This window comes from Occallatibacter sp., from assembly GCF_049582745.1.
Classification (GTDB): domain Bacteria; phylum Acidobacteriota; class Terriglobia; order Terriglobales; family Acidobacteriaceae; genus Telmatobacter.
This window is the reverse complement of the sequence record NZ_JBAUUO010000063.1, coordinates 125434-143238: the sequence shown is the minus strand read 5'-3', so window position 1 is coordinate 143238 and position 17805 is coordinate 125434. Positions and strand designations below refer to the sequence as shown.

General features: G+C 59.4%; 17 protein-coding genes. 9 read left to right on the top strand and 8 right to left on the bottom strand.

Features of this window, described 5'->3' with window-relative positions:
- Positions 1-66: 66 nt before the first annotated feature.
- Both WCA10_RS10000 and WCA10_RS09995 read right to left on the bottom strand, forming a co-directional pair.
- A complete protein-coding gene (locus WCA10_RS10000) occupies positions 67-315 on the bottom strand; it encodes a hypothetical protein (RefSeq protein ID WP_472822366.1) in 249 nt (82 codons plus the stop codon).
- 213 nt (positions 316-528) lie between these two features.
- Positions 529-888 carry a hypothetical protein gene (locus WCA10_RS09995; protein WP_472822365.1) on the bottom strand — a complete coding sequence of 120 codons (360 nt, stop codon included), beginning with the start codon at positions 886-888 and terminating at the stop codon, positions 529-531.
- 229 nt (positions 889-1117) lie between these two features.
- Here WCA10_RS09995 and WCA10_RS09990 point away from each other — a divergent pair, with 229 nt between their 5' ends.
- From WCA10_RS09990 to WCA10_RS09980, 3 genes are all read left to right on the top strand, one after another.
- On the top strand, positions 1118-1297 hold the full coding sequence (locus WCA10_RS09990; RefSeq protein ID WP_472822364.1) for a hypothetical protein: 180 nt from the start codon (positions 1118-1120) through the stop codon (positions 1295-1297).
- The gene (locus WCA10_RS09985) at positions 1294-2583 is read left to right on the top strand and encodes an ammonium transporter (protein WP_472822363.1); all 1290 of its coding nucleotides are present in this window, start codon (positions 1294-1296) and stop codon (positions 2581-2583) included. The genes WCA10_RS09990 and WCA10_RS09985 overlap by 4 nt, the downstream gene beginning before the upstream one ends.
- Positions 2584-2677: 94 nt before the next feature.
- Positions 2678-3421: a tetratricopeptide repeat protein gene (locus tag WCA10_RS09980; protein ID WP_472822362.1), complete on the top strand. Its 744-nt coding sequence runs from the start codon at positions 2678-2680 to the stop codon at positions 3419-3421.
- Positions 3422-3438: 17 nt separating this feature from the next.
- Here the strand turns inward: WCA10_RS09980 and WCA10_RS09975 are convergent, their stop codons facing one another.
- Entirely contained in the window at positions 3439-4401 is a 963-nt protein-coding gene (locus WCA10_RS09975) for a serine/threonine-protein kinase (RefSeq protein ID WP_472822361.1), read from the bottom strand.
- A gap of 123 nt (positions 4402-4524) precedes the next feature.
- Between WCA10_RS09975 and WCA10_RS09970 the strand changes: the two genes are divergently transcribed.
- The 3 genes from WCA10_RS09970 to WCA10_RS09960 all read left to right on the top strand — a co-directional run bounded on the left by WCA10_RS09970 (position 4525) and on the right by WCA10_RS09960 (position 6890).
- Entirely contained in the window at positions 4525-5706 is a 1182-nt protein-coding gene (locus WCA10_RS09970) for a carboxylesterase family protein (protein WP_472822360.1), read from the top strand.
- A 183-nt stretch (positions 5707-5889) separates the two neighbouring features.
- Positions 5890-6306: a hypothetical protein gene (locus WCA10_RS09965; RefSeq protein WP_472822359.1), complete on the top strand. Its 417-nt coding sequence runs from the start codon at positions 5890-5892 to the stop codon at positions 6304-6306.
- 65 nt (positions 6307-6371) lie between these two features.
- A complete protein-coding gene (locus tag WCA10_RS09960) occupies positions 6372-6890 on the top strand; it encodes a hypothetical protein (protein ID WP_472822358.1) in 519 nt (172 codons plus the stop codon).
- A gap of 37 nt (positions 6891-6927) precedes the next feature.
- On the opposite strand, the gene WCA10_RS09955 is transcribed toward WCA10_RS09960, so the two are convergent.
- On the bottom strand, positions 6928-7806 hold the full coding sequence (locus tag WCA10_RS09955; protein ID WP_472822357.1) for a winged helix-turn-helix domain-containing protein: 879 nt from the start codon (positions 7804-7806) through the stop codon (positions 6928-6930).
- A gap of 166 nt (positions 7807-7972) precedes the next feature.
- Between WCA10_RS09955 and WCA10_RS09950 the strand changes: the two genes are divergently transcribed.
- Together WCA10_RS09950 and WCA10_RS09945 are read left to right on the top strand one after the other, a co-directional pair.
- The gene (locus tag WCA10_RS09950) at positions 7973-8809 is read left to right on the top strand and encodes a hypothetical protein (RefSeq protein WP_472822356.1); all 837 of its coding nucleotides are present in this window, start codon (positions 7973-7975) and stop codon (positions 8807-8809) included.
- Between the two features lie 16 nt (positions 8810-8825).
- Entirely contained in the window at positions 8826-9524 is a 699-nt protein-coding gene (locus WCA10_RS09945; RefSeq protein WP_472822355.1) for a CDP-alcohol phosphatidyltransferase family protein, read from the top strand.
- Positions 9525-9702: 178 nt separating this feature from the next.
- On the opposite strand, the gene WCA10_RS09940 is transcribed toward WCA10_RS09945, so the two are convergent.
- Complete coding sequence (locus WCA10_RS09940) at positions 9703-12366, bottom strand: ADOP family duplicated permease (protein WP_472822354.1); 2664 nt, start codon at positions 12364-12366, stop codon at positions 9703-9705.
- A 1-nt stretch (position 12367) separates the two neighbouring features.
- A complete protein-coding gene (locus WCA10_RS09935) occupies positions 12368-12727 on the bottom strand; it encodes a PadR family transcriptional regulator (RefSeq protein WP_472822353.1) in 360 nt (119 codons plus the stop codon).
- Between the two features lie 236 nt (positions 12728-12963).
- Between WCA10_RS09935 and WCA10_RS09930 the strand changes: the two genes are divergently transcribed.
- Positions 12964-13698: a hypothetical protein gene (locus WCA10_RS09930; protein WP_472822352.1), complete on the top strand. Its 735-nt coding sequence runs from the start codon at positions 12964-12966 to the stop codon at positions 13696-13698.
- Positions 13699-13889: 191 nt separating this feature from the next.
- Here WCA10_RS09930 and WCA10_RS09925 read toward each other — a convergent pair whose 3' ends face one another.
- Both WCA10_RS09925 and WCA10_RS09920 read right to left on the bottom strand, forming a co-directional pair.
- Positions 13890-16295 carry a penicillin-binding protein 1A gene (locus WCA10_RS09925; protein WP_472822351.1) on the bottom strand — a complete coding sequence of 802 codons (2406 nt, stop codon included), beginning with the start codon at positions 16293-16295 and terminating at the stop codon, positions 13890-13892.
- A gap of 161 nt (positions 16296-16456) precedes the next feature.
- On the bottom strand, positions 16457-17656 hold the full coding sequence (locus WCA10_RS09920; protein WP_472822350.1) for a S41 family peptidase: 1200 nt from the start codon (positions 17654-17656) through the stop codon (positions 16457-16459).
- Positions 17657-17805 lie beyond the last annotated feature (149 nt).

Here is a 17805-nt window from a genome sequence, read left to right as displayed (position 1 = left end):
TCGGTCAATTCGGAATGTGAAGAGTCTATCGCGCGAGCCCGAGAGCGCCAGCCGGTTTGTGTCGAATCATTCCGTTGATGAATCGTGCTCGGCCCTGAGGCGGATTTCGATGGTCTTCAGAGCCACGGCGATTCCGCCAAAGATGAGTGCGATCGAGATGGCATCGATTTCTCCGATGAAACTCTCGCTGTGAGCGAAAATGCTGAGCAGGCGCGTGCCAATCAGAAACAACAAGCCGGTGAGCGACATCAGGATCGCCGTAGTACTGCACAGCATCAGAAGCAAGTTTGGCGTGGATCTCGTTGAGGCGATCATTGTGAGGCCTCCTGCGGGACTGGAGTGCCTCTTACGCTACACCCGCTGTTATGGAGTCGGATGATTCTCTGGTAACCGGCCTGTTACGATTTGCCTCTTTCGATTGCGACCAAAGTTATCAAGACAGTCGGAGATTTCGTGAACGTGCACGAATTGTTGTTGAAGGTCTTTTTGAATGAGCGGCCGCGGTGAAGGGACGGAAGCGAGGGCCGCTTACGCTTTCCAGAAGGCCATCACGAGTCCGCCGGTGACGATGAATGCGCCGCCGAGGTAGATGGACGGTGTGGGCGACTGGCCGAAGCGGAGTTTTGCGAGCAGCTGCGCGGCGAGAAAGAAAAGCGCGACGTAGACACCGAGGAGTTTTCCGAAATCCCAGCGCGGAACGTTGACCGTGGACCCGTAGAGGGCCAACACCGCCGTGCCGGCGAGCAGCATGAGTATGCGCGCAAATCCCGATGAGCGATAAAAGCCTGCCTGGAAGAAGGAGTCGCCCCAGACCTCGAGAAATGCAGCGATTGTGAGCACACCCAGGGCGCCCATCGGGTTTTCGACCAGCCGGTTGAGAAACGACATGCGAGATAACCTCCATGAAGTGGTGAAAGACGGCGATGCGCGACCATCAAGCGCAGAGAAACTGTAGAGGATCAGGTCAAGCGTAGCATCCGGAACATTTAGAATTCATAAAAGCGCTTCGACCGGTTGACCTTCTGCCATTCATCCTCCTTTTTTTTTGCGGACACTCGTCCCTGGGCCGACCTCTATCGACCGGTGAAATGCGTGGATGACCTGAAAGGACGGGGCCATGAAATACGCAGGATTGCTGGTGATGCCAGCCGGCTTCTTTCTCACCATCGGAGCACTTCTCCTGTTTCCCGCCTCGGCACAGCGGGCAGCCTTTGTTCTGTGCGGTCTCGCGGTTGAGGTGATGGGCGTGGCGGTTTCGGTACGAGGCCACATGGAGTTGCGGAGCGAGAACCGATGACTACGCTGGCGCCGATTCCCTTCCCCGAAACCTCGTTCGCGCTTACGCTGGGACTTTTGACGCTGACGCCGCTGGCTATTGCGGGCCTGGCGCTGATCAATACGGGCTTGGGAAGGTCGCGGTCTGCGATGCAGTCGCTGCTGGGCAGCCTGGTGGTTATTTCGACGGCGGTGATTGCCTTTGCGCTTGTGGGCTCGGCGCTGGCAGCGGGAACGAGCGGCGATCATGTGTTTCATCTCGGGGGCAAAGCGTGGAACTGGGCGGGCGCGGGGCCACTGTTCTTGTCTGGGTTCGACGCGGCGGGACCGCGGATGCAGCTTGCTGTTCTGTTTGAAATGCTGTCGGTTGCGCTGGTGGTTCTGATTCCTTGGGGATCGGGAGCGGATCGTCTGCGGTTGCCGGCGGGCGCGGCGATTGCGGCGATCTTCGGCGCGGTTTTGTTTCCGCTGGTGGCGCACTGGACATGGGGCGGTGGCTGGCTGATGCAATTGGGCGCGAACTTTGGCCAGGGATCGGGGCTGCTGGATGGAGGGGGCGCGGCGGCGATTCATGTGCTTGGCGGTGTTTCGGCGCTGGCGCTGGTTTGGATCGCGGGGCCGCGCAAAGGAAAGTTTCCGCGCGAGGGATTGTCGACGGCGATGCCGGGACACAACGTGGTCTATGTGCTTCTGGGTTGCCTGATCGCGCTGGTTGGCTGGCTGGCGTGGAATATGGCGGGGTCGCTGCTGTGGTTGAATGCCGCTCCGGCCGCACTTGTGGGCACTGCTGTGAATACGCTGCTGTCGGCGACGGCGGCGCTTGTGGCTACGTTCTCAGTGACGCGCATTCGCTTTGGAAAGCCGGATGCAAGTTTGTGCGCAAACGGCTGGATGGCCGGGCTGGTGACGTCAAGCGCATGCGCCGGGGTGGTGTCGCCGCTGGCTGCGCTCTTCACGGGATTAATCGCGGGCATCATTACGCCGCTGCTGGTGGAGTTGTTTGAACTGGCGCTTTCGATCGACGATCCATCGGGCGCGATTAGCGTTCACGGCGCTGCAGGGTTGTGGGGTCTTGCGGCAGCAGGAGTGTTCGCGCCGCAGGGCGGGCAGTTCGTGGCGCAACTGATCGGAGTTTCGACGTTGCTGGGGTTGATGCTGCCACTGGTGTATCTCATCTTCTGGCTTGTGAATCGCGTACTTGTGTTTCGCGTGGATCCCGACGGCGAACGGCTGGGCATGGATCTGCATGAGTTGGGCGGCAATGCCTATCCGGAGTTTGTGGTGCATCGCGATGAGTCGTACCGGTAGGCTTCCGCAATGATGAGAACGGTACGCTTTACACCAAAGTGGACTGCGCTCGTTCGCAGCTGTCCTGTAACCTGACAGCAGGACCAATCACTGCATGGGATTGCTGACACACCTCTTCTATCCATGGGGACTGCTGTTGCAGGCAGCGGCGGTAGTTCACTTCATTCGCCGCCGGCCCGACACGTACTGGCTCTTCATCATCATTTTTCTGGGACCGATTGGCGCGATCGTGTACCTGTTCGCGGAAGTCTTCCCGGATGTGGGCCTACTGAACCAATCCTTCAAAGGCATCTCGCGGCGGAAGCGTATCGCCACGCTTGAACTGACGATTCGCGACAATCCATCGGCGGGCAATTACGAGGAACTTGGCGAACTCTGCATGGATGATGGGCAATTGCAGCGGGCCCGGGAAGCCTTCGACAAGGCGATTGCCGCACGGTCGAATACGCTGGACTGCTTTTATCGACGGGGCGTTTGCGCCATTCTGCTGGGCGCTGCAAAGGCAGCACTGCCTGACCTCGAAATGGCGGTTGCGAAGGAGCCCAACTACGATTTCAACCGCGCACCGGCGCTGCTGGCGCAGGCATACGCTCTCACGGGCGAGAAGGAAAAGGCGGAAGCGCTTTTTCGGCGCGTCACCGTTGTCTCCACTCTGTCTGAAACCTATTTGAACTTTGCCGATTTGCTCGCATCGGAGGGCCGCAACGCGGAGGCGCGCGAATGGGCTCAGAAGGTGCTGGACAAGGAGCCAACCATGCCGCGTTATCTGCGGCGGCGGGAACGGCCGTGGTTCCGGCGGGCGAGGAAGACGCTGAAGAAGACAGGGATTAGGGCTTAGGGACTTGGGATTGTGAGCTATCTTTTCGCCAACAACAGCATCAGAACGAATAAGACGACGGGCACAAGGGCCATGGCGGCGTAGAGCAACATTTTCCTGCTAAACTTTCGGCCGGCAAGGTTGACGGGCTTTTCGCTGCGCGGCTCGACACCCACCTGCTCCTGGTGTTCGAGGTCCCACATCATCTCGCTGGCCGTGGCGTAGCGGTGGCGCGGTTCTCGCTCGAGGGCGCGATAGAGAATCTCTTCAAGCTCGGGCGAAATCTCCGGGTTCAATTCGCGCGGGGATTTTACGTCGTTGAGGAGGCGCTCGTTCATCACGGCCAGCGGATTGGGCCCGACAAATGGCACGCGTCCGGTGAGCATTTCGTAGAGCATGATGCCCACGGCGTAGATATCGCTGCGCTGGTCGCCGCGCGCACCTTTAACCTGCTCGGGCGAAATGTAGTCCGGTGTGCCCAGCATCGACGAGACATTCACGAAGGTGAGACGGCGCGCATCCTCTTTCATTGCGATTCCGAAGTCGATGAGCTTGACCTGGTCATCGTCGCCGACCATGACGTTTTCGGGCTTGAGATCGCGATGGATGATGCCGCGCTTGTGCATGTAGTCGAGGGCATCGCAGATTCCAATGGCGATTTTTACTGCCCGATCGGTGGGCAGTTTTTTCTTATCGTTCAAGATTGTGCGCAAAAGCGTGCCATCGACCCACTCGATGACCATGTAGAGACGGCTGCGGTCTTCACTGTTGAAGGTCTTGACGACGCCGGGATGGTCGAGTTCCTGGCCAATCTCCTGTTCGCGCTTGAAGCGTTCGAGGAGAACGGGGTCTGCTTCCATTTCAGGCAGCGGGACTTTGATGGCTACCTGCCGGCCTGACTCGAGGTCGGTGGCATGGTAAAGCACGGACATGCCGGTATGGGCGACTGCCGCGTCGATGCGGTAGTGATCGAGCGTGTCTCCGGCTTCGTAGGTGGTCATTTGCGGTTGGCTGGATTGAGTCTTCCTGATTGTTTCATGGCTCCGTACAAGAATTTCATAAGGAAATGGGAACGGGTGCCTTCGGCGGCAAACTGCTTGCAGGCACTATGATGTTTGCAGCCTATGCACCGCATCCTGAGACTGCTCGCGGCCGGCCTCTGCCTTTCCTGGGGGCTAGCGCCCATCCCGCTGCACGCCGCGCTGGTGTCAAAGGGATTTCGCAAACATTCGGTGCAGGAGACGGGATTTCTCAACCGCTGGATTGAGGTTGGGAAGGCAAACTATCGCTACCAGGTTTATCTCCCGGAAGAGTGGCGGCGGGACGACCACAAGCTGTGGCCGGTGATTCTCTTTTTGCACGGTCGGGGCGAGCGCGGCGCCGAGGGGATGTGGCAAACGCAGATCGGGCTGCCGCAGGCCATTCGCGATCACCCGGAACGGTGGCCCTTCATCGTCGTGATGCCGCAGTGCGCAATCGACCGCTACTGGACGGACCACGACATGCTCGCGATGGCGATGTCGACACTGGACCAGGAGACAGAGGAGTTTCACGGCGACCCGAATCGCACGTATCTCTCCGGGCTGTCTTTGGGCGGGTACGGAGCGTGGGAACTGGCGCGGCAGTATCCAAAGCGCTGGGCAGCGATGGCGATTGCTGCCGGAGGGATCTTCTGGAGCTACGCGCCGGAGCGCTGGCAACAAGCCTCCACGTTGCCCGCCGAGTATGCGCAGGCGATCGGCCACACGCCGATGTGGCTGTTTCATGGCGCGGAAGACAATGTGGTGGCTCCGCGCCAGGACGAACTGCTCTATTCGGCCCTCAAAACAGCTGGGGGGCGCGTTCGACTTTGGGTATACCAGGGATTGAAGCACGATTGCTGGACGCGCGCCTATGGGGAGGCGGAGTTGCCGCGCTGGCTGCTGCAGCACAGGCGCGAGACGCAGGAGCCGGGTCCGTTTGCCGAGCGTGTTTCGATCCCGCTGCACCCGCCCTCGCTCAAGCTTACGCCGGCCCAGCTGGACGGATTTGCGGGAGAATACGTAGACAAACGGGGTCTGGTTGTGGTCACGCTGTTCCGCCAGGGTGATCTGCTTTACCAGAAGAATCACTATGGCGAAATTGCCGAACTGGCGGCTGAGTCGCCGTCGGTGCTGTTCTACCCGAACGGCAGCAGCCTGACGCGGATTGCGGTGGAGCGCGACGCTCAGGGGCGGCCCGTTGCGCTTGTGCTGCGGGATGATCGGCATGAAGAGCGCTGGGAACGAATCCGGTCTCCCCTGCGTAGTCATTCTCAGCCGGAGTAAGAGGCGCGCATGCAACCGGCTGTTCGGCAGTAGCTCCAAGTTTGCCCCCTCCGAGTCCGTGGGAGGCAACTTATGTATTGCAGCAAGTGTGGTGGAGTGGTTTCGGACGGACAAGTATTTTGTTCGCGGTGCGGGCACTCGACGAACAATGAGTTGGGGACACAGTCGGTGGAAGCTGCTGAAATGAGCCGATTCCAGCGCACAGTTCGAAGGCTCAGTCGCTTCTGGTACCTTTTTGCAGGTTTGAACGTGGTGCTCGGTTTCATGGGACTTTTTGCCGTCCAAACCGGTCTTTTGATGCACACGGGGCCATGGGAGCCGTGGCCGCATCCGTACATCTGGGATTGGACGCTGGTGGGCAGTACGGCCTGGACGCTCCTTTCGCTTCGGATCGTTGCGGCGGTTGCAGCCGGGTGGGGCATGAAACGCCTAACAGACTGGAGCCGGCCCGTGAGTCTGATTGCGGCCGGCCTCGCGTTTCTTGAGTTTCCGATAGGATTTGCGCTGGCGATTTATACGTTTTCTGTTTTACTCGGAAAGCACCACGCACTGTTATATTCGCGGCTTGGCACCCATGAATCGCCGGCTGCAGTTCAATAGGTTGTCGGGCGGACCGCGAATTCAGCGATCCAGATAAGAGAATCCAGTAACGGTCGAGGAGGTTCATGATGTTTTGCAGCGGATGTGGCCAGCCAGTTGTACCGGGGCAACAAGTTTGTCCCCAATGTGGTCGCCCGACGGCAGCGCCTCCTCCACCACCGGTGCCGAACCTCGCATTTGAGCTGGCAAATTACGCCAATCGTATTCGAGCGCTGAGCACCGTCTGGTTCATCTATGGGGGACTTTCGCTGGCGCTGGGCATTGTGGGGCTGGCGTTTGCCAACTCTTTCCTGAATGGCGGGGGCTTCTGGATGCATGGTCCGTGGGCACACGGAAACTTCCCGCTGGGACCGGGATTTGGATCGGCCATCATCCATTTCGCCTGGATTATGGTGATCTTGCGCTCCGGGCTGGCTTTTGTGGCCGGGTGGGGGCTGATGGAGCGCGCACCGTGGGGCCGCGTGGTGGCCATCGTCGCGGCATTTCTCAGCATTTTGAAGATTCCGTTCGGCACCGCCATTGCGATCTGGACGCTCGTTATGCTGCTCGGATACCGGAACTCGTCGCTCTACGACCAGTTGTAAATTCAGTTAAGCAAAATTGAGTGGAAGAGCGTTCGGCTCAGCGAGGCACCGCTGCGTGCTCGCTCGTTTGGCGGCCTGCCCCCATCAGGATGAGCGCCCGCTGCGCAAAGGGTGAGTAGACCAGCAGGGCCATGCACGCAAGCGCCAGCCCGATGCTGATGTGATGGAGCAGGAGAAACGGCGAGAGTGCCCAGAGCACATCGGCCACCAGCAGCCATGGCCATATCTTCAGGAATTTGGCGCGTATACCAGGCGCACGAAAGAGGGCTGCGCAAAAAACGAAGGCGCGGGCCGGAATAAGGATGGCGGCGCTGCAGATGAGGCCGTAGACGATTAATGTAGAACGCGGCAGTGTAGACAGGAGTTCTTCGATCTCAGGGAGATTGGTGAGCGCGCCAACATAGAAGCCCAGGTACATCAGTTGCAGCAGAAGGAAAAGCGTGTGCACCACGGCGGGCGAGGTCTTGGGAAGGTCGTCGGGCGATGCCAGGATCCCGTTGCCGCTTTCTGGTTCTGAGTCAGTTAGTGGAGAGGGCGGCTGCGGGGCACGACTGGAATCCGGCTCGACGTTGTTGGCGATTGTCTCGACGGGAGCGACGAAGCGGTATCCGCGGCGAGCGAGCGTCTCAACGAATCGGGGATTGTTCGCAGCATCTCCCAGGGCTTCGCGAATCCGATTGACGGCTGAGTTCACGCCGTGGTCGTAGTCGACGAAGGTGCCGTCGGACCACAGGGCGCGGGAGATCTCTTCGCGCGAAAGCACCTCGCCGGGCCGCTCGAGCAGCATCAGCAATACCTGAAAGGGTTGGGCGTGAAGCTTGATGCGGATTCCCTGGCGTCGCAGTTCGCCGGTGGAGGCATCCGCCTCGAAGGCTCCAAAGCGATAACGCCGTGCTGGCTCGGAATCTGACATCATCTTTCGCCAAGTTTACTCGATTAAGCAGTGAAGGCCGGCGCGAGGAGCAAGAGACAACTTGCCGGAAATTGTTTTTCTGCAAGGACTTCCGCCGTGAGGTTCATTCGCGCAGAGCGGGAGGCGCATTGCATTGCTTTGCAGGCACTCTGCAGGCAAGCTGGAGTACATGAGCAGTCGGATTCAAGACAGGCGAGTGGGTTTCCAGACGGTGAGGCTTTTGATCTGGCTGCTGACGCTGGCGTCGGGTCCGGTCGGATTTTGCGAGGCACCGGCTGCAGCGACTGGGGCATTCGACTTATACGCAGGCAGGGTGGAAGGGCGGCTCGCGGAACAGCACCGGTCGGGAAATGGGTTTGTCGCCAACATCGGATCGAACGGCGGGATCGATGCGCGCCTTCGTAGAGGCGAGCTGATCATCGAGAAGTTGACGCCGGAGAAGAACGCTGAATTGCCGGGTGCAATGCTGCACGACTGGCTTGGAACGGCGTTCATTCGCGGAGCCAGCATGGCGGATTTTGAGCGGCTGATGAAGAACTACGACGCTTATCCGCAGGTGTTTTCGCCCCAGGTGATGCAGGCGAAGATTCTGACCAAGCAAGATGGAGCAGACCCCAGCCACTTCACGGTATTGATGCGCGTGCGGCAGCACCACGTGATCACGGTCGTGCTGGACACGACCTACGACGTGACCTTCGGGCAGCTTGACGCACAACATGCGTACAACATTTCGCGGAGTACGCGCATATCGGAGATCGGCGCACCAGGCACATCGAAGGAACACGCACTGAGCGGCAGCGAGGAGCATGGGTTCCTGTGTCGCTTGAACACGTACTGGAGTTGCGAGCAGCGAGACGGCGGAATCTACGTACAGATTGAATCGGTTTCGTTGACGCGCTCAATTCCGACAGGGCTCGGGTGGGTGATTCGGCCATTTGTGGAGAGCGTGCCGCGCGAGTCGCTGGAATTTACGCTGCATGCGGTCTGCGATGGACTACGCAAATGACTGGAAGGAGATGAGTATGAATTCGAACACCGCAACAGTCGCTCATACGCCGGAATTCAGAACCGCGCGACGCATCAACCGATCGCTGACGGCTGGAATCGAGAAGCGCGCACTGAGATGGATGGCGGAGCGGGCGCCGCACTGGGTAACTTCGGATGGAATGACGCTGCTGGGACTGTTGGCGCAGATCGGGGCCGGGTTCTTCTATGCCCTGTCGCGCTATAACAATGCCGGGCTGGTGGGCGTGATTGTCTGCATTGTTCTGAATTGGTTTGGGGACAGCATGGATGGAACGCTGGCGCGGGTGCGCAATCAGCAGCGGCCGCGTTATGGGTTTTACGTCGACCACATGGTGGATATTCTGGGCGCAACAGCGATGATGTGCGGGCTGGGATACTCGGGGTTTGTGCACTGGCAGGTCGCGCTGGCGATGCTGATCGCATTTCTGCTGCTTTCGGCGGAGAGCTATCTCGCCACGTATACGCTGTCTTGTTTCCAGATGTCGCAGGGAATCTTGGGGCCGACGGAGATTCGCATTTTGCTGATTGCGGGAACGCTGGCGCTGCTGCGCAGCCCGTATGCGACGGTGTTGGGGCATCGCGCGCTGCTGTTTGATTTGGGCGGTGCGATTGCTGCCGCGGTTATGTTGGCAATGGCAGTTGCGGTCGTGGCGCGGCACACGGCTGAGCTCTATCGGCAGGAGCCGCTGGGTTAAGTCTGAAATGTCCTCGGCGTTCCTTGAAGTTCTTCAGGGGTAAAACCCCCGGTCTTTTAAGCCCTTTTCGGCACGACTGAAGTCGTGCCCTGATACAAACCACGCCTTCGACGAGTTTCTCCACAGCCTTAAAGTCATGCCCTGACGCAAAGCCTTTTTATGAAATACGCTCCGACCATTATTCCGTTCGGAGCGCACGGAGCGGATCGACGCTGGCAGCGCGGCCGGCGGGCGCGGCACTGGCGACGAGGGCCACGACGGCGACTCCTGCAATGGCAAGCGCGTAGGTGAGCGTGTCGAGTGGCTCGACTCCATACAGAGACGAAGACAAGGCGCGGCCAATGAGCATCGCGAGCGGAATACCGGCGACCACGCCGATCACGGTCAGGCGCAGGCTATCACGCAGAATCATCCAAACCACTTGACCGCGGCCTGCGCCCATGGCCATGCGCACGCCGATTTCCGCGGTACGGCGATTGACGCGGTAGGAGAGTGTTCCGTAGAGGCCTGTGGCGACGAGCACGATGGCGAGCACGCCGAAGAACTCGGCGAGGCGAGCGAACATGATCTGGCTCGAAATGGTTGTGTCGAATTGCGCGCGCTGGGTCATGGGTTCGATGAGCGGCAGATTGGGATCAAGCTGCTGCACGACCTTTTGCGCGGTAGGCAGAATGGCGAGGGGCGCACCTTTCACGCGCAGTTCCACTTGCATTTCGCCGATGTAGGGGATTTGCGCGTACATGTACCAGGCCATGGGGATTGGGGTTTCGTCGATGCTGCGATACTTGTGATCCTTGACGACGCCAATAACCGTCATTGTGTATCGTCCATCGTCGGTGCCGATGCTGTGGCCGAGCGGATTCTGATTGGGCAGAAAGCGCTTCGCGAATTCTTCGTTGATGATGCCGGCGTGGGGCGACTTGACCGTATCGGAATCCGCAAAATCGCGGCCGGAAAGGATGGGAACGCCGAGGGTGGTGAAAAAGTCGGGCCCCACAACGTTGCTGCGGACGGTGCGCGAACCGCCATTCGCGACTTCGGGCAAACGGCCATCAACCATCATGTCGCTGTTGTCGGACCACCCGGATCCAATGCGCTCATCCATAATGGTGACCGACTCGACGCCGGGCAGGATGCGCATCTTGCTCATCAGGTTTTGATAGAAAGCGACGCCGGCGGGAATGGACGGAATATCCGGCTTGACGCCGAAGACGACGAGGCCATCGACGCGCATTCCCAGTGGAGTGTTTTCGAGATTGCGGAGAGTGCGAACCAGAAGACCGGCGCCTACGAGAAGCACAACGCACATTGCGATCTGGAGTGTCACGACGATTCTTCCTGTGCGCGACCTGCCGGCATTGGTATTGGAGGTTGCGGCGGAGGTTTTCAGAGCCAGTTCAGCTCGACCGGCCAGAGCGACGCGCATGGGAGCCAGGCCAAACAATACCGCTGCGATGACGAGAACTCCCATGGTGAAGAGCAAGACCGTTCTGTCGGGGGCGAGACTTGACTCGATCTGCGCCCAGTTTGCGAGCAGCTTCGCAGCCATGAAAGCGAAGGCCAGGGCGAGCGCGCCTCCGACGGAAACGAGAATCAGGCTCTCTGTGAGCAGCTGACGGAAGAGCTCGCCTCGTCCGGCGCCGAGCGCCTGACGCAACGAGAATTCGCGCTGCCGCGCGGCATTGCGCGCTGCGAGCAACATGCCCACGTTCGCGAAGGCAATGAGCAGGACGAGACCGACCATCGCCATGAGAATGCGCAGCGGATTGCCGTATTGCTGGTCATAGCCGGGAAAGCTTTTAGCATCTGCGAAGCTGAGCACAGGTGGCTTTTCGCCCTCCATTGGCGAGCCCAATCCCACATATGCGGAGGATTGAAAGATGGGCTGCAGTTGCTCGACGGCCTGGGTTTTGCTGACGCCGGGCACGAGGCGACCGACGAGGCGCAGGCACCACCACGTGGAATTTGCGATGTAAAGTTTGCCGTCCTGAGGAGGATTGCCCCAGGCGTTGAGTTCGCGGCGATTTTGCAGGGGAATCCAGAAGTCAGTCGACCCACCGGCTTCAAGACCTTCAAATCCCTTGGCTGAGACGCCGATGATGGTCATGGGAACGCCGTTGACGTAGAGCGTCTGGCCGAGTACGCCGGGATTTCGAGCGAAGCGGCGCGTCCAGTAGTTGTAGCTGAGAACGGCGAGCGGGGCGTGTTCGGTTTCGTCTTTTTCGGTGAAGCCACGGCCGAGCGGCAGGTTCACGCCGAGGCCGGAAAAGAACGTGCCGCTGACCATATCGCCTTCCGCTTCCTCGGGCTGCGTGCCGTAGCGTACGGCAACCTTACTGCCGGAGAGGGGTACATAGGCGATGAGCGACGAGAAGGCGGATGTTTGCTTCCGGAGCGCGTCGTACACGGGATAGGAAAAGGTGTCAGTCGAGTCGATGGTGCCCGTGCCACGCGGCGGGTTGGAGGTCCTGACATAGACGAGATGCTGCGGATCTGCGACGGGGAGCGACTTGAGTAACACAGCGTTCATCACGCTGAAGACCGCGGTGTTTGCGCCGACTCCGAGGGCAACGGTGAGAATTGCGGTTAGCGCAAAGCCGGGGCTTTTGAGCAGCGAACGAAAGCTGAAGCGGAGATCGCGGGCGATTTTGTCGAGAGCTTGCCAGCGGCCACGGAGACGAAATTTCTCTTTGGCAAGGGTGGCATTGCCGAACTCAAGATAGGCGCGGCGGTTGGCTTCTGCTTCGTTCAGGCCTTCGGCGCGGAGTTCGTCGGCTTCGAGGGCGAGGTGGGACTTGATCTCCTCGGCAAAGTCTTCGGCACTGCGTTTGCGTTTGAACATCTTATGCCTCCTCGCCCTGAGGTTCGAGTATCAAGTCCATCGCTCGGGTGAGGCGTTTCCACTGCGAAGCTTTTTCGGTCAGCTCTGCGCGACCCTTTGCGGTGAGGGAATAAAAGCGAGCCTTGCGATTGTTTTCGCTGGTGCCCCATTTGGCCTGGATGAGCTTTTTGTCTTCGAGGCGTTGCAGGGCGAGGTAGAGGGAGCCGTGATCGACGAACAAAACCTCTTCAGACTGGCGCTGGATGGAGCGCGCGACGCCCTGGCCGTGGCACGGGCCGAGGATGAGGGTTTTAAGGATCAGGAGGTCGAGGGTGCCCTGGAGGAGGGCGATGCGGTCGTCGTTGTTCTCTTGGGTCGGCATACGACATGAGTATGCGCCGCCTTGGGTCGGATGTCAACCTGAGAACAGGGGCTGGCAAGATTAGAAACTGCTGAGTTGGCCACGATGCGACCGGATTTCTGAAAAACCGCCGCTCTTTCACGATGAGCGCCTTGCAGGTGGGAACGATTCATCCAAGATCGAGATTAGTTGAGCGGCAAGGGTGCACATCGTTATTATGACATCCTAAACCGCGCCGCACATAAAGGGGATGAACGATGTACACCTCCGTTGGATCGGAACGTCGCTTCGACCGATTTCTGTACTTGGGTGCCAGTCTCATCTTCCTTGCGCTGGTTTTCTGGACATTCGCGCGTACGTTCTACCTAAAGCGGCTCTTCGATACCCCTCCTTTGTCAGCGCTGTTACTTATTCACGGCGTAGTGATGACCGGATGGGTCGTACTGCTCGTTGCTCAAACCAGCCTAATTGCCGCTCATCGTGTCCAGTGGCATCGACGGCTCGGTGTATTTGGTGCCTTTTGGGCCGCGCTGGTTGTGCTTCTCGGGTCAATTACGACTTTGCACGCTGCGGCACGCGAAGTACGCGGTCACACGGCGTTTGCTGCGAGTCAAATCACCATTACGAGTCTGGACTTGCTTCAGATGATGTTTTTTGCGGGTTTCGTCGCTCTTGCAATCTGGCACCGCCGTCGCCCAGGCAATCATAAGCGGCTGATGCTGCTAACCATCGCTTGCATGCTGCCAGATGCGCTCGCGCGGCTACCGATCAGCTTCATGACCGGAGCTACTGAAGCAGAACTCAATCTGCGCATCATGATTGGTCTAGACGTTTTCGTATTGATCTCTGTGGGGGTCGATACGATTTGGCATCGTCGTCTACATCCTGCTTTTGCGTGGGGCGCTTTGCTTTTTGTCGGCGCATTTCACGTGGCCCTCTACGTCACGCAGACGCAGGGGTGGATTGCGTTTGGCAGGTCGCTAATCGCTTGAGGTTGATTGGGCCCGTGAAACAAGGACTTCTCCAAGCCATTGGCACAAATAGCCGCGGCACTCATTGAGCCTTTCTGCACGGAATTTTCGATTCCGAGCGAATAACCGCCGATGGGGAAGTTTGAGAAAAGCAACCACAGATCCTTCCGCTTCTCCACGTTCAGCGTCAGGATGACAGCCCATCATCTAGTTCAGCGGAGTTGAGGTGCTTTGGCCAACCCTGTCTGAACCGGCTTCGCAACTTGCGGTGCGGTGATCTTCTGCGCCGGCGGGGGAATCTGTGGCCTTGGCGAATAGGCCGGGGAAGGATGGGCCGCAGGAGACTGGGGAGGATTTGCACTTGGCGGCTGCGCGGCTTTGGCCTGTTCCAAAGTCGGCTGTTCGGTGTCGCCGGGGAATTGTTCGTCGTCTTTACCGGCGATGGCAACTTTCATGATGTTCATCCAGATCGGCAGAGCGGCGCGGGCGCCGGTTTCTTTTTCGCCAAGAGACTGGCGGCTGTCATAGCCGACCCAGACGCCGCATGTGACGGAGGGCGAGAAGCCCAGGAACCATGCGTCAGTGAAGTCGCTTGTCGTTCCAGTTTTGCCCCCGAGAGGGTGATTCATCTGGGCAACCTGCGCGCCTGTTCCGTGCGCTGTGACGGCGCGGAACATTGTCATCATGGTGCGCGCAGTCTGCTGGCTGATGATCTCGTCTACCGTTGGCGCTTCCTGCCAGAGGGTGATGCCGTCGGCGTTGGTAACTTTGCGGATGAGGCGCGGCTTCACGCGGATGCCGTCGTTGGGGAAGACAGAGTACGACGTGACCTGCTCCTGCAACGTGACGCCGGCTGCGCCGAGCGCGATGGGCAGATAGGGCGGAATGTCGGACGTGACGCCGAAGCGATGCGCCATGTCGATGACCTTGCGAATGCCGACGCGGGCAGCGAGTTTGACCGCCGGAACATTGCGCGACTCGGCGAAGGCGTTGGTCAACGTCATTGCGCCCTTGAAGTCGTTCTCATAGTCGTGTGGCGCGTAGCTGCCGAAACTGACGGGGGCGTCGACGATGATGTCATCGGCCTTGGCTCCCTCTTCGATCGCAGTGGTGTAAACATAGGGCTTGAAGCTGGAACCAGTTTGTCGTTCGGCTTGCGTGGCGCGATTGTATTCAGAGAGCGCGTAGTCGCGGCCGCCCACCATGGCGAGAACGTCGCCTGTGGTGTTGTCCATGGCGAAGACGGCTCCCTGCGCGCCGGAATCCTGCTCGAGCGTGGCACGCTGTTCGCCTCCTTCATTGGTGTCGGTAAGGTGCACATAGATCACGTCGCCGGGCTTAACGAGGGTATCGCCATAGCGCTGGCCGGTCCATGCCCAGTCCTGGGGAAGCAGCAGGATCTCGTTGGGGCCGATACGCGCACGAATCTGCAGCGGCTGCGCCTGCATGACGAGCGCATGCACATAGTCGCCGGCATGCCATGCGGTTGCCCAGTCGGGATGTTTGTAGTCCTCAAGCGAGTCGCCGGCGGCGAGCACGTTTTCAAGCTTGCCCTTCCAGCCGTGACGGCGCTCGTAGGCGGCGAGTCCGTCGTTGAGCGACTTGTTCGCGGCTCTCTGAAGGTCGAGATCGAGCGTGGTGTCGACGCGCAGGCCGGCTTCGTGTACCTGTTCGGCGCCGAATTTCTTTTCAAGTTCGCGGCGAACTTCTTCCTGAAACCAGGGAGCGACCGACATCTCCGGCTGATTGATGTGAAGGCCCAGTGGTGCGAGACGCGCCTTCTCAGCCTGCACGTGCGTGATGACGCCGTCGGACTCCATCTCGCTGAGGACGAGATTGCGGCGTCGCAGCGCTTTCTCAGGATTGATAAGCGGAGAATAGGCAACCGGGCCCTTAGGCAATCCGGCAAGCAGCGCCGCCTCGGTAAGATTCAGATCCTTGGCATGCTTGCTGAAGTAATACTCCGATGCGGCTTCGAAGCCGTACATGCCGCTGCCAAGGTAAATCTGGTTGCCGTAGAGGGTGAAGATTTGCTCCTTGGTGAAAGCGCGTTCGATCTGGATAGCGAGATACGCTTCCTGAATTTTGCGCGTGGCGGTACGGTCGGCGGAGAGGAAGAGATTGCGCGCCAGCTGCATGGTGAGTGTGGAGGCTCCCTGTGCGCGCCCGTGGGAGCGGATATCGTGCAGGGCAGCACCGGCGATGCGCAGCACGTTGATGCCCCAATGAGATTCGAAGTTCTTGTCTTCGATGGAAATGACGGCCTGGCGAAGGATCGGGGCGAAGTCGTCGTAGTTGACGACGATTCTCTTCTCGAGTGCAAACGAACCGATGATGCGGCCCTTGGTGTCGTAGAGGTCCGTCATGGTCGACGGCCGGTAGCGCTCGAGGTCGTTGATCTGGGGCAAATTGACAGAGAAGACCAGCATCAATCCGGCAAGTGAGCCGGTTACGACTGCCAGGAGCAGGAGAATGACGAAGGCCGTCTTACCGGCGACCTTGCGACGGCGAAAGAGCGGAGGCGGAACTGGTTCGGGGCGCAGTCGATGGCTGCGGCCAAGGCCGCGCGATTCAACCGAATGTGCAGGAGGGGCAGCCAACAGGAGCCTCGTCGGCATTCCTCTCGCTTCGACCGCCTTGACGTCGAACGGGGATGCCTCACCTTAAGGCTAGCATGCTTGAAGATTGATTGCAGGCTCCGGCGAATGCCCACGAACCAGGCCATCCAAAACTGAAAATTGCGTTTCCGATTTAGCTGCTTTTAGCCGAGATTGCCGACTTAGCTGTTCTTAGCCTTGAGAAGTGCAAGCGCCTTGTTCAATATTTCGTCGCCCTGTTTTGGCTGTGGGTTGTCGGCATCGATATCGTCGTCGGTGTTCTGGCTGACGATGACCGTCGGGGCAACTGCTTCATCCTGAATCTTTTTGCCGTCGGGGCCTTCGTACTTGGCCACCGTGAGCAAGAGAGCCGAACCGTCAGGCATTTCAATCGTCTTCTGTACCGAGCCCTCGCCGAAGGTACGTTCGCCCACAACGTCGCCACGCTTTGCATCTTCGACGGCATCTGCGGCGAGTTCGGCCGCGCCATAGGTTCCGCGGTTGACGAGCACCGCAACAGGCGCACTGGTCAGGAATTTCGAAGGGTCGGCGCTGAAGGTTTGGCGCGGGAACTTCTGGCCCTCAAGCACAGCCAGAGTTCCCTGGTTGATGAAGAAGTTGGCTACACGAATCCCCTGGTCCGCGTCGCCCTCCGAGACATCGCGAAGATCGAGAAGAATCTTGCGCGTCTTGCCGGCGGCTTTGATCTTGGCGGCAAGCTCATCCACGCGGGCCGCAGTAAGCTCGCCAGGCTTGAGGTAGAGAATGCTGGAGTTTTCATACTGCTGCTCGCTGAGCGCGGGTGGGGAAACGACGGTGCGCGTCAACGTGATTTTGTCCGGATCCGGCTTGCGCGGACGGACCACCGAGAGCGATAGAGTGCTGCCGGTTTTTCCTTCGAGCATGAGGCGGATCACCGCCAGCGAAAGTTCGCGCGTGGATGTGTCGCCGATAGATTCAATGACGTCGCCGTCCGCGAGATGTTCGCGATCAGCGGGTGAGCCGGGAATCACGCTCACGATGGTGGCGTAGCCGTAGCGTTTGGAAACGATGAGACCGATCTGTGCGACGCCGGTGGTGGGCCGGTTCTTGTAAATCTTGTATTCGGTGGGCGTGAGGTAACTGGAGTCGGCGTCGAGCGATTCCAGCAGGCCGTGCAAAGCGCCCGTGGTCACAGTGTTAATGTTGGGATCGGTAACGTAGTCGCTCTGGATTCTCTTGAGGACCTCGGCATAGACGTGCATCTGGCGGTAGGCGCCGTCCTGCTCGCCTCCAGCATGGACGCCGAACATGCCAAACTCGCCCAGCGCGAAGCCGAGGCCGAGGGCGGCAAAGATGGTTGCAGCTAGAACGAAGGTCAGTCTCTGGAAGAATCGGGACACACACACCACCGGTAGGGCCTCTGAGGGGAAGCAGGCCACAACTCTTTAGACGCAATGATACCGCAAGGGTGAAGAGAAATGCCGGGCAAGGAGCGGACGGGTGGTACTGAAGGGTTCAAGCGCCGGTTGCGGGCATAGGCGAAACCCCA